Consider the following 11,955-nt stretch of genomic DNA (forward strand, 5'->3'; position numbering starts at 1 on the left):
AAATCCGGGCCCAGCACGACACCCCGAGCAACACCAACCGCACGTCCACCGCACAACGCGGTACATTCACGCCTTAGATCAAAAAACAACGATTTGCTTATGAAGAAGAATCTTTGGCTGCTGGCCATCGCCCAGGGCTTGTTTCTGACCAACAACGTGGTGTTCATCGCCATCAACGGTCTGGTGGGGCTGGCGCTGGCGCCGGTGGCGTGGATGGCGACGCTGCCGGTGATGGGTTATGTGGTGGGTGGGGCGATGTCGACCGGGCTGGTGGCGCGCAGCCAGCAGCGCTGGGGGCGCAAGACCTCGTTCCAGCTCGGTCTGCTGGTCGCGCTGCTGACGGCCTTGCTGTGCGCGCTGGCGCTGTATCTACGCAGTTTCTGGCTGCTGGTGGCGGGGACGGTGATTGCCGGCTACTACAGCGCCAATGGCCAGCTCTACCGCTTTGCCGCCGCCGAGCTGGCGCCGCCGTCGTTCCGCGAGAAGGCGGTGTCGCTGGTGCTGGCGGGCGGGCTGATCGGCGCGGTGATCGGGCCGAACCTGGCGAACCACACGCGCGAGGCGATGGCCGCGCCTTTTCTCGGTTCCTATTTGGCGCTGTCGGTGGTGGCGCTGGTGTCGATGGCGGTGATGGCGGGCATCCGTTTCCCGCCCGAGCCGAAGCAGGCCGCGGGCGCGGCCGGCGGGCGGCCGCTGGGCGAGATCATGCGCCAGCCGGTGTTCATCGTATCCACCCTGGGCGCGGCGCTCGGCTATGGGGTCATGAACCTGCTGATGGCGGCGACGCCGCTGGCGATGGACGTGTGCGGCATGCCGTTCTCGGATGCCGCGCTGGTGCTGGAGTGGCACGTCATCGGCATGTTCGCGCCGGGCTTCTTCACCGGCCACCTGATCAAGCGCTTCGGTGTGCTGCCGGTGATGGGCGCCGGCGTGGTGCTGAACCTGGCCTGCATCCTGATCGCGCTGTCGGGGCAGGATCTGCACCAGTTCCTGGTTTCGCTGTTCCTGCTTGGGGTGGGCTGGAATTTCCTCTTTACCGGCAGCACCACGCTGGCGATGCAGGCTTACCGCCCGGAAGAAAAGGACAAGGCCCAGGCGGCGATCAACTTTGCCGTATTCGCGACGATGGCGCTGACGTCCTTCGCCTCGGGCGCACTGGTGACGACGCAGGGCTGGGCGCTGCTGAACCTCGGTTCGCTGGTGCCGGTGCTGCTGACCGGCGCGGCCCTGCTGTGGCTGGGCCTGCGCCGCCGGCGCGAGACGGCCGCAGGCGGTGCCGGGCGGGTTTGAACCAGGGCCGGGGCGAGCGGCCCGTGTAGTGTGCGCGCATGATGTGGCATGGGCGTTCAGCCGAGGCGCGTCTGCGGCACCTCCTGCAGCACGCTGTCCCGCTCGGCCACCGGCTCGCCAGCGACGGTGCGCAATGGGACCACGCCTGCCCACACCGGCCAGCTCAGGTCTTCCTCGTCGTCCTTGACGCCATGCGCACGGATTTTGGCCGAAGCCTCGGACAGCGCGATGCGCAGCAGGCCGGTGGCGTTCAGTTCCTTGTCGGTGATGGGGCGCAGCGTGTCCCAGCGGCCGGGATAGAGGCCTTCGATGAAGGCGCGCAGGCTGTTCAGCTTGTAGCTGGGGTCGGTCACCGGCTCGAAGCGGCCATAGATGACGACTGAGCGATAGTTCATCGAGTGGTGCATCGCCGAACGTGCCAGCACCAGGCCATCGGCCAACGCGATCGTTACACAGGCTTCGCCCGCCGTCAGCGCCTTGAGCATGCGCGACGCCTTGGCGCCGTGGATGTACAGATGCCCGCCTTCGCGCCAATGGATGGTGGGGATGGCATGCACCATGCCGTCGATCTGGAAGGCGACGGTGCATAGCATCGCGGCATCGACGATGGCGGCGACGGTGTCGGCGTCGTAGTGCGCGCGGTCCGGCAGGCGGCGGACGCGGGTGCGGGAGGAGGGGGCGGAAACCGGGGGCATGGCGGCAGACCTTTGAACGGGTGAGGTGGAAGAGGGCGCCTGGAGGCGGGAAGCTCGCAAGCATCGACGGGCTTCAGGCTACGGCGGCCGTGGTACCTTTTGTAGGGCCACGAATCCCCTTGTTCATGGAGCCACGATGGAACTCGACTGGCTGCTCGCCCCGCCGCTGCCCGATGCCGTGCCCCGCCAGCGCCTGCTGTACCGGCGCCTGCGCGAAGCCATCCTGTCCGGCCGCCTGCCGCCGGGCACGCGCCTGCCGGCCAGCCGCAGCCTGGCCGCATCGCTGGGCATCGCGCGCAATACCGTGCTCTTTGCCTACGAACAACTGGCGGCCGAAGGTTGCCTCGATGCCGGCCGCCAGGGCACCTGCGTCGCACGGCTGCCTGTTCGCACCGCCGTGCTGTTCGGCGATGCGGCGGCATTTGGGCCACGGCAGTTGTCCGCCCGTGCGGCGGACATGCTGGGGTCGCTGCCGGCGAGGGAGGCTGAGGCCCTGCCGTTTTCCCTTGGCGTGCATGATTACGGCGCCTTTCCCTTCCGTGCCTGGCGGGCCTGCCTGGAACGCGCCTGGCGCGAGGTGAACTGGCGGCAGCTCGGTTATGCCCGCGACGGCGGCGATCCGGCGCTGCGCGAGGCCCTGGCCGGCCACCTCACCAGCGTGCGCGGCCTGCCTGTCGATGCCGGGCAGGTCGTCGTCACCAGCGGCGCGCAGGCCGCGCTCGATCTTTGCGCCCGCCTTCTTGCCGACCAGGGCGAAACGGTGTGGGTGGAGAACCCCGGTTACATCGCCGCCCGCGCCGCCTTCGGCCTGGCCGGGCTGCGGGTGTACGACGTTGCCGTCGATGCCGAAGGGCTGGCGCCGACCGAGCGCGACTGGCACGAGCACCGCCCGCGCCTGGTCATGGCCACGCCTTCGCACCAGTACCCCACCGGCCGCGTCATGTCGCTGGCCCGGCGTCTGGACTTGATCGCGCGCGCGCAGCAGGCCGGCGCCTGGATCGTCGAGGACGACTACGACAGCGAATTCCGCCGCGGCGGGCCGGCGCCGCCCGCGCTGTTCGGCCTGCGGCCCGATGCGCCCGTGGTCTATCTCGGCACCTTCAGCAAGACGCTCTATCCGGGGCTGCGCCTGGGCTATGCCGTGCTGCCACGGCACGTCGCCGCCGACTTCGCCCGTGCCGCCGCGATGGCGACGCGCGCCGGCCAGGGGGTCGAGCAGCGCGCGCTGGCAGACTTCATCCTGCGCGGCCACTACGCCGCCCACCTGCGGCGCATGCGCGCCCGCTATGCCACGCGGCAGGAGGCGCTGCGCACCGCGCTGGTCGCCGCCTTCGGCGAGCGGGTGGAACTGTCAGGCGGCGAGGCCGGCCTGCATCTGGTGCTGTGGCTGCCGGATGCGGTGCCGGATGTCGAAGCGGCCCGCCGCGCCGCCGCGCTGGGGTTGGGCGTGCGGGCGTTGTCCGGATTCGCCCGGCCGCCGCTGGCGTGCAATGGGTTGGTGCTCGGTTACGGCAACCTGGAGGAGAGTACGGTTGCCGAAGCGGTCGGGCGGCTGGTGGCGGCGGTGGATGGTTGGCGGACGGGCTTGGCGGTTGGATGACAGGCAATTGCAACCCCGTTTTCTGGCGATAATCCGCCACAGCATCGCGCAGCATGCACCGGGGAGCGTTGATCTACATCTCGAGACATCGAAGCGCATTGAAAACGTCAATTCAAACCGCCTGTTGTTACGCAACATAAAGCGCTATATTTGGACCGGGCGCAAGCCGGGAGACTCGCCGTGCTCACCTTCCTTTCCATTGAGGTCCATGTCATGGGCAATGCGATTGCACGCCGCCTGGAGGCGATCCAGACCAAGGGGGCGATGCGCTCGTCCGACATCGCCAACGTCCTGAACATACGGCCCGAGACGGTTTCCCGATGGAACACGGGCAAGGCGCTGCCGCATGCCAGTACCGAGAAGCAACTTCTCGAACTGGAGTTCGTCATCGACAAACTCGCCGACATCTACGAACCTCACGACGCCCGCCTGTGGCTCTTCGCACGCCAACGTCTGCTGGACGACCGAGTGCCCGCCGAGCTCATTCAGCAGGGCCGTGTCGACGAAGTACTGGCCTGCGTCAATCAGTTGCTCGATGGTGTTCATCTGTAAAGCCCCGGGATGATCCACGATCCTGAACTGCTCGACCGACTGGATGCCTTTCCGAAGGAAACCTTCGTCGGTGAGGTCTTCCGGGGCACACGACAGGGGCTGAGCCCGTTGGCCAGTTCGTACAGCGGTGGGCGTTGGATGCGGCGTGACGGCGCCGGTGTGCTCTACACCAGCCTTGCACGCGAGGGAGCGCTGGCCGAGATTGCGTTCCATTGGGGACAACTCAGCCCGCGTCCGACAAAGCCCGTCATGCTGCATACGTTGCGTGTGGTGGCTCATCGGACCCTGAAGCTCGTGAGAGCGGACCTGACAGTGCTGGGTGTGCCCGAAAATACCTATGCCGGTATGAATTTGCCCCGTACTCAGGAGATCGGTGCGGCCATCGAATTCCTGGGCTGTGATGGCCTGATCGCACCGGGGGCCAGGTGGGCTTGCGACAACCTCATTCTGTTCCCCGATCGGATGGGTGCGGACGCCACGCTGGAAATCGTGACGAGTGAATCCATCGATTGGCTGATGTGGGCGAATGCTCATGGGCTGGCATGAGCCAGTTCGCGCGGTGTGCCTATTGACGCCGCTTGCTCAGCGGGACAAGTTGGTCGGCCAAGCGGTGCATTGCCTCGGGAGCTGAATTTAGAGCGCTTGGTAGTAATCACGGATAGTTGCAGCCATCAGCTTGCGTCGCTCGACCAGGAAATCCTTGTACATGAGTGAGGGCGCTGTCCGGATTCACCCGGCCGCCAGGTGTGCAATCGGCTGGTGCTGGGCTACGGCAACCTTGAGGATCAGGCGGCGGTGGAAGCGGCCGGGCGCTTGGCGGCGGCAATCAACGCGGTGAAGTCGCACTCGACAACTTGAACGTCATTTGTCTGTCAGCATTGTCTGCATACAGGCCTGAAGCGCAGGAAAATGCTGATCGATTACCGTGGCAATGGTGGATGGATCGATGTTGCCCAGATAGTTGTGCACCAGAATGTTGTGGAAGCCGGCGATGTCACGCCCAGGATTTGCTCATGGCTCGATGGCTTCCGCGAGGATGCTGTCGCGCAGGTGACGGTTCAGTTCATGTTCTGGAACCAGATCGACCGGGCGTCCCAGCAATTCGGACAGTTGTCGAGCCAAGGGCAGGCGCTGCGCAAACAAATCGTAGCCGGGATCGAATTCCACGAGAAAATCCACGTCGCTTTCGGGACGTTCTTCACCTCGGGCCACTGAGCCGAAAACACGGATGCGCCGGGCGCCATATGTCCTGCCCAGAGCGGCAATGGCATCTTTCTGGGCGTGCAATTGGTCGAGCAGCATTCTTCAACCCCCGGATGCAGGTGTTCCCGAATTGTACAGCGCACACCGACTGGCCGTGGAGCCGGGCTTCCGGCCCCGCGCGAGCTTCACTCGGTCCGATACCGTTCCAGCCAATGCGCGTACGGCGCCGGCAGCACCCAGGTCGGACGCTCGACCTTCAGCACCTTTGCGGCGTGCATCGGCCAGTGCGGGTTGGCGAGGTGGGAGCGGCCGACCATGACGAGGTCGAGCTGGCCGTTGGCGACGGTGGCTTCGGCGAGTTCAGGCGTGCCGATGCCCCAGGACGAGGCGACCGGGATGGCGGCTTCTTCGCGCACGCGGGCGGCGATGGGAGCGAGGAAGGCGGGGCCCCAGGGTATGTCGGCCTTCGGCGTGGAAAAGCCGACGCTGACGCTCAGCAGGTCGAGCCCGCCACGCTTGAGATTGCGGGTGAGGCCGATGGCTTCGGCCAGGGTTTCCTCGTCGCGGCCGTCGTATTCGATGACGCCGAAGCGGGCGGTGAGGGGGCGGTTTTCCGGCCAGACTTCGCGCACCGCGGCCAGGGTCTCGAGCAGGAAGCGGCCGCGGTTTTCGGCGCTGCCGCCGTAGGCGTCGTCGCGCTGGTTGGCATGCACCGAGAAGAAGCTCTGGCCCAGGTAGCCGTGGGCGAAGTGAAGCTCCAGCCATTCGAAACCGGCGTTGCGCGCACGCCGGGCAGCGGCGGCGAAGTCCGCGCGGACGCGGGCGATGTCGTCCAGCGTCATGGCCTTGGGGACTTTCGGCAGCTTGGCGCCGAAGGCGACGGCTGAGGGCGAAATCGTCGGCCAGCCGCGCGGATCGCCGTCGGCGATGTGGTCGTCGCCCTGCCACGGCAGGTTGGCGCTGGCCTTGCGGCCGGCGTGGCCGATCTGGATGCCGGGCACCGCGCCGGCAGCCTTGATCGCAGCGGCGATGGGGGCGAGGGCCTCGGCCTGGGCATCGTTCCACAGGCCGAGGCAGGCGGGCGTGATGCGGCCTTCCGGCGAGACTGCGGTGGCTTCGACGATGACCAGGCCGCCGCCGCCGCGCGCCAGGGCGGGGTAATGCACCCGGTGCCAGTCGTTGGCGACGCCGTCGACGGCCATGTACTGGCACATCGGCGGGATGGCGATGCGGTTGCGGAGGGTGGCGTCCTTGAGCGAGAAAGGCTGGAACAGTGCCGACATGGAGCGGGTCCTTGGGGTCGTGCGAGGGTGCGATGAGGGAGGGGGCCGGTTCAGCTCTGCATCTTGCCGATGGTGTTGCGCAGGCGGTGGAGGGCGAGGGCGAAGAAGATGCTGCCGATCAGCGCGACCATGGCGAAGGCGGGCCATACCACGTCGATGCCGGCGCCGCGGAACAGGATTGCCTGGGCGAGGCTGACGAAGTGGGTGGTGGGCGTCAGCGACATCAGCCAGCGGACGACGTCCGGCATGCTTTCGAGCGGCGTCAGCGCGCCCGACAGGATCTGCAGCGGCAGCAGCACGAGAATCGCCATCAGGCCGAACTGCGGCATGTTGCGCGCCACCGTGCCCATGAAGATGCCGATCGACGCGGCGGCGAACAGGTAGAGCAGGGTGGCCATGCCGAACAGCAGCGCCGAGCCCGGCACGACGACGCCGAGCAGGCCCTTGGCGACGAACTGCAGCGACAGGGACGAGGCCACCAGCACCACCACGCCCATCGACCAAACCTTGGACAGCATGATCTCGAACGGCGTCACCGGCATCACCAGCAGGTGCTCGATGGTGCCGTGCTCGCGTTCGCGGATCAGCGCGGCGCCGGTGAGCAGGATGCCCAGCATGGTGATGTTGTTGATGATCGCGGTGATCGCGCCGAACCAGCCGGCATCGAGATTGGGGTTGAACATCGCGCGCTCGACCAGTTGCACCGGCTGTGCCGCAGTGCTGCGCTGGCGCTGCACGAAGGCGCGGATTTCGTCGTTGACGATGTTCTGGATGTAGCCGGTGCCGGTCTGCGCCTGGCTTTGGCGGGTGGCATCGACGTTGAGCTGCAGCGCGGGCGCGCGGCCGGCCAGCACGTCGCGCTGGAAGTTGGGCGGGATGTCGAGCACGAAGGTGTGCAGACCGGCGTCCATGCTGCGGTCGATGTCGGACAGGCCGATGCGTTCGGGCACGATGAACTGCGGCGGCTGCAGCGCGGCGATGATGCGGGTGGACAACTGCGACTGGTCTTCGTCGACGACGGCGATCGAGGCGCGGTGCAGGCTTTCGGGTTTGGCACGGGCGTCGGCATAGACGGACAGCGTGAACATGAACACGATCAGGAACAGCATCGTCCAGTCGCCGAGCAGGCTGTGGAATTCCTTGATGCCCAGATGCCAGGTGTTGTGCAGGGTGCTGTTGCGCGTGGTCATGGTGTTTCCGTTCAGCGGGCCTGCTTCTTCAGCAGCAGCGTGGAGGCCAGCGTCAGCACCGGGATGGCGAGCAGCAGCGGGATGAAGGCGCCGCCCAGGTCGCCGAAGCCGAGCGCCTTGGCGAAGGTGCCGCGGCTGATGTCGAGGAAATGGGTGGTGGGGTAGATCGCGCCCAGCACCGCGCCGGCGCCTTCGAGCGAGGACACCGGGTCGAGCATGCCGGAAAACTGGATCGCCGGCAGCAGGGTGCCGATGGAGGTGCCGGCGATGGCCGCGACCTGGCTGTCGGTCAGCGTCGACATCAGCAGGCCCAGGCCGGTGGTGGCGGTGACGTAGAGCAGCGCGCCGATGAAGAAGGTCGACAGGCTGCCCTTGAACGGCACGCCGAACAGGACGAGCGCGAGCACGAACATCAGCACGCAGTTCAGCATCGACAGCGCGATGTAGGGCAGTTGCTTGCCGAGCAGGAATTCGAGCTTGGTCACCGGCGTGGTGTAGACGTTGAGGATGGAGCCCAGCTCCTTCTCGCGCACCACGCCCAGCGCGGTCAGCATCGATGGGATGAAGACCAGCAGCATCGGGATCACGGCCGGCACCATGGCGATCAGGCTGCGCATTTCCGGGTTGTAGCGGTAGCGCACGGCGATGTCGGCGAGCGCGGCGGGCGCGCTGCCGGTGGCGGCGGCGACCGCTTCGGTGAGCGTCTGCGCGTGCACGCCCATGACGTAGCCGCGCGCGACTTCGGCCCGCATCGGCATCGCGCCGTCCAGCCAGACGCCGATTTCCGGCCGTGCGCCGCGGGCGAGGTCGCGGCCGAAGTTGGGCGGAATCTCCAGCGCCATGGCGAGTTCGCCGGAACGCATGCGGCGGTCGATGTCGGCGTGGCTTTCGAGCGGCGGACGCTCCTCGAAATAGCGCGAGCCGGCGATGTTGAGGGTGTAGCTTTCGCTCGCGGTGCTGCGGTCGAGGTCGAGCACCGCGTAGCTCAGGTCTTCCACGTCGGTGCTGATGCCGTAGCCCATCACCAGCATCAGGATCACGGTGCCGAGCAGCGCTAGCGTCAGGCGGAAAGGGTCACGGCGCAGTTCCATCGCTTCGCGCATGCTGAAGCTGAGCAGGCGGGCGAGGCTGAAGCGGGGCGGCCGCGAATGCGAGGCGCCGGCGGCTGCTTCGCCTTCTCCCCCGGTGGGATGGGTCCGGGGATCGGAGGCACTCGGCTCAGCACTTCGGCCATCGCTCCCCAGCTTGACCCCGCTCGCCTCCGCCAGATACCCCACGAACGCATCTTCCAGCGAACTCGCGCCGCGCTGCGCGGCGAGTTCGTCAGGCGCGCCGCTGGCCAGGATGCGGCCGGCGTGCATCAGCGAGATGCGGTCGCAGCGCTGTGCTTCGTTCATGAAGTGGGTGGTGATGAAGATCGTCACGCCGTCCTTGCGCGACAGGTCGATGATCAGTTCCCAGAAGTGGTCGCGGGCCACCGGGTCGACGCCCGAGGTGGGCTCGTCGAGGATCAGCACGTCGGGCCGGTGCAGTACCGCCACCGCCAGTTGCAGGCGCTGGCGGATGCCCAGCGGCAGCGCCTCCGGAATGTCGTCCATGACCGGCGCCAGGTCGAAGCGCCCGGCCAGCTCGGCGATGCGGGCTTCGGCTTCCGCCGGCGGCAGGTTGAACAGGTCGGCGTGCAGTTGCAGGTTGCGGCGCACCGACAGTTCGCCGTACAGCGAGAACGCCTGCGACATGTAGCCGACCCGGCGCCGGGTGTCGATGTTGCGGGCATCGAGAACTTCGCCCAGCAGCCGCGCTTCGCCGCGGGTGGGTGGCAGCAGGCCGGTGAGCATCTTCATCGTCGTCGACTTGCCGCAGCCGTTGGAGCCGAGAAAGCCGAAGATCTCGCCGCGCCGCACCTGCAGGTTGATGTCGTCGACGGCGACGAAGTCGCCGAAGCGCATCTGCAGGTCGCGCGCCTCGATGACGATTTCGCCGGCGTCGAGCGGCGGAATCGTCAGCGGTGTGTGGTCGCCGAGGCGTTCGGGCGGCAGCAGGGCGAGAAAGGCGTTTTCCAGCGTGTCGGTGCCGGTTCTTTCGCGCAGTTCGGCCGGACTGCCGGTCGCCAGCACGCGGCCGGCGTCGACCGCGACCAGCCAGTCGTACTGTTCGGCTTCTTCCATGTAGGCGGTGGCGACCAGCACGCTCATGCCCGGCCGCCGGCCGCGGATGCGATCGATCAGTTCCCAGAACTGGCGGCGCGACAGCGGATCGACGCCGGTGGTGGGCTCGTCGAGGATCAGCAGGTCGGGGTCGTGGATCAGCGCGCAGCACAGGCCGAGCTTCTGCTTCATGCCGCCGGACAGCTTGTTGGCCGGGCGGTCGGCGAATTCGGCGAGGCCGGTCGAAGCCAGCAGGTCGGCGATGCGTTCTTCGCGTTCGGCACGCGACTGGCCGAACAGGCGGCCGAAGAAATCGACGTTCTCGAACACCGACAGCGTCGGGTAGAGGTTCTTGCCCAGGCCCTGCGGCATGTAGGCGATGCGCGGGCAGACGTTGCGGCGGTGGCCGGCGCTGGCCATGTCGCCGCCGAGCACTTCGACCTTGCCTCGCTGAATCTGGCGCGCGCCGGCGATCAGCCCGAGCCAGGTGGATTTGCCGACGCCGTCCGGGCCGATGAAGCCGACCATGCAACCGGCCGGAATGTCGAGCGTGACATGGTCGGCGGCGAGCGTGTCGCCGTAGCGGTGCTCGACGTCGAGGAGGCGAACGGCGGGTGGGCGAACGGCTGTCAGGTGGTCGACCGGCGCCGTGGTGCCCGGTGCCGGTCCGGTCGCTGGATTCACGGCAGCCTCGTCTGCAATTCGTCGGGCCAGGGCTTGCCGTCGTCGAGGCGGACGTGCGCGACGCCGGGCAGGCCGGTCTTGACGTGTTCGGGGTACTTGGCCAGCAGTTCGGGATCGATGCGCGCCTTGACGCGGAACACCATCTTCTGCCGTTCGCTCTGGGTTTCGACCGTCTTGGGGGTAAACTGTGCGATGCTGGCGACGTAGGAAATGTGCGCCGGAATCACGTAGTGCTGGGCGGCGTCGAGCACGATGCGCGCCTCGGTGCCGATGGCGACGCGGCCGGCGGCCATTTCGGGCAGGAAGAAGGTCATGTACACGTCGCCGATGTCGACCAGGCTGACGATCTTGCCGCCGCTGCCGACGACTTCGCCCGGCTGCACGATGCGGTACTGCACGCGGCCGCTACGCGGCGCTTTCAGCACGCCGTCCTCGATTTCGGTCTCCAGCCGGGTGACGACGGCGAGGGCGGCTTGGATCGCCGCTTCGGCCTGCTCGACCTGGGCTTCGGCCGCCTTGACGCCGGCCTGGGTGGCGGCGATCTGGGCGTGGGCGACGTTGATGTTGGCTTCGGCGTTGTGTACGCGGGCGAGATTGTCGTCGGCGACCTGCTCGGAGATGGCGCGGTCGGCGCGCAAGGCCTGCGAGCGGGCGTTGGTCTTGCGCGCAAGGTCGAGTTCGGAACGGCGCTGCACCAGCACTGCTTCGGCCATGGCGACGTCGGCCTTGCGCTGGGCGACCTGGGCGAGCGCGGTTTCGCGTGCGCTGCGGGCATTGGCGGCTTCGGCCCGGGCCTGCGCGAGCTGGGCTTCGACCGCCTTCATGTCCATGCGGGCGATGACCTGGTCGGCGGCGACGAAGTCGCCTTCGTTGACCAGGATGTCCTGCACGCGGCCGGCGGCCTTGGCGGCGACGTCGACTTCGGTGGCTTCGATGCGGCCGTTGCCGGAAACGAAGTTGCCGTCATCGCCCTGCGGCTTCAGGAACTGCCAGGCGGCAGCGGCAGAGATGGCGACGATGGCGGCAATGATCCAGGTGGCCTTGCTGTTGGTGGTTTTCATGGTGTTTCCGGGGCGGTGGAGCGGATGTTCGGTTCATGCGCGCGCAAATCGGTCCGCCATGCCGGCCCTGCGCGGAAGGAGCCCTTGCCGGCGTGGCCAGACGGGAAGATGGCATCGCATTTCGATGGCGCGCTTGCATTCGGTCATTGGTCGAATAGTATCATCGCCGCGCATCCCGGTCCGCACGGCGGCCCGGTGCTGACCCTGATGTCATGAGCTCCGCGTGCGGCTTGCATGCAGGGGGCGGAAG

The 11,955-nt window shown here is 67.4% G+C and carries 11 protein-coding genes; 4 read left to right on the forward strand and 7 right to left on the reverse strand.

Annotated elements, in window-relative coordinates:
- The first annotated feature begins 99 nt into the window (after positions 1-99).
- Positions 100-1,290 carry an MFS transporter gene (locus ACNQFN_RS09010; RefSeq protein WP_418648598.1) on the forward strand — a complete coding sequence of 397 codons (1,191 nt, stop codon included), beginning with the start codon at positions 100-102 and terminating at the stop codon, positions 1,288-1,290.
- A gap of 56 nt (positions 1,291-1,346) precedes the next feature.
- On the opposite strand, the gene ACNQFN_RS09015 is transcribed toward ACNQFN_RS09010, so the two are convergent.
- A complete protein-coding gene (locus ACNQFN_RS09015) occupies positions 1,347-1,985 on the reverse strand; it encodes a pyridoxamine 5'-phosphate oxidase family protein (protein WP_418648599.1) in 639 nt (212 codons plus the stop codon).
- A gap of 136 nt (positions 1,986-2,121) precedes the next feature.
- Here ACNQFN_RS09015 and ACNQFN_RS09020 point away from each other — a divergent pair, with 136 nt between their 5' ends.
- The 3 genes from ACNQFN_RS09020 to ACNQFN_RS09030 all read left to right on the forward strand — a co-directional run bounded on the left by ACNQFN_RS09020 (position 2,122) and on the right by ACNQFN_RS09030 (position 4,683).
- Positions 2,122-3,585 (forward strand): PLP-dependent aminotransferase family protein, encoded by a 1,464-nt coding sequence (locus ACNQFN_RS09020; protein WP_068638364.1) that lies wholly within the window; start codon positions 2,122-2,124, stop codon positions 3,583-3,585.
- 180 nt (positions 3,586-3,765) lie between these two features.
- On the forward strand, positions 3,766-4,137 hold the full coding sequence (locus ACNQFN_RS09025) for a hypothetical protein (RefSeq protein WP_157659186.1): 372 nt from the start codon (positions 3,766-3,768) through the stop codon (positions 4,135-4,137).
- A 9-nt stretch (positions 4,138-4,146) separates the two neighbouring features.
- Entirely contained in the window at positions 4,147-4,683 is a 537-nt protein-coding gene (locus ACNQFN_RS09030; RefSeq protein ID WP_418648600.1) for an RES family NAD+ phosphorylase, read from the forward strand.
- A gap of 315 nt (positions 4,684-4,998) precedes the next feature.
- On the opposite strand, the gene ACNQFN_RS09035 is transcribed toward ACNQFN_RS09030, so the two are convergent.
- The 6 genes from ACNQFN_RS09035 to ACNQFN_RS09060 all read right to left on the reverse strand — a co-directional run bounded on the left by ACNQFN_RS09035 (position 4,999) and on the right by ACNQFN_RS09060 (position 11,705).
- Positions 4,999-5,130, reverse strand: a complete 132-nt coding sequence (locus ACNQFN_RS09035) for a HepT-like ribonuclease domain-containing protein (protein ID WP_083953689.1) — start codon at positions 5,128-5,130, stop codon at positions 4,999-5,001.
- 18 nt (positions 5,131-5,148) lie between these two features.
- Positions 5,149-5,439 carry a nucleotidyltransferase family protein gene (locus ACNQFN_RS09040; RefSeq protein WP_083953688.1) on the reverse strand — a complete coding sequence of 97 codons (291 nt, stop codon included), beginning with the start codon at positions 5,437-5,439 and terminating at the stop codon, positions 5,149-5,151.
- An 86-nt stretch (positions 5,440-5,525) separates the two neighbouring features.
- Positions 5,526-6,623 carry an NADH:flavin oxidoreductase/NADH oxidase gene (locus ACNQFN_RS09045; RefSeq protein WP_418648601.1) on the reverse strand — a complete coding sequence of 366 codons (1,098 nt, stop codon included), beginning with the start codon at positions 6,621-6,623 and terminating at the stop codon, positions 5,526-5,528.
- A 50-nt stretch (positions 6,624-6,673) separates the two neighbouring features.
- Positions 6,674-7,813, reverse strand: a complete 1,140-nt coding sequence (locus ACNQFN_RS09050) for an ABC transporter permease (protein ID WP_418648602.1) — start codon at positions 7,811-7,813, stop codon at positions 6,674-6,676.
- Positions 7,814-7,824: 11 nt separating this feature from the next.
- A complete protein-coding gene (gene rbbA, locus ACNQFN_RS09055) occupies positions 7,825-10,593 on the reverse strand; it encodes a ribosome-associated ATPase/putative transporter RbbA (RefSeq protein WP_418648907.1) in 2,769 nt (922 codons plus the stop codon).
- 47 nt (positions 10,594-10,640) lie between these two features.
- A complete protein-coding gene (locus tag ACNQFN_RS09060) occupies positions 10,641-11,705 on the reverse strand; it encodes an HlyD family secretion protein (protein ID WP_068638351.1) in 1,065 nt (354 codons plus the stop codon).
- Between the last annotated feature and the right edge of the window lie 250 nt (positions 11,706-11,955).

This window comes from Thauera butanivorans (assembly GCF_048398245.1).
GTDB classification, from domain to species: domain Bacteria; phylum Pseudomonadota; class Gammaproteobacteria; order Burkholderiales; family Rhodocyclaceae; genus Thauera; species Thauera butanivorans.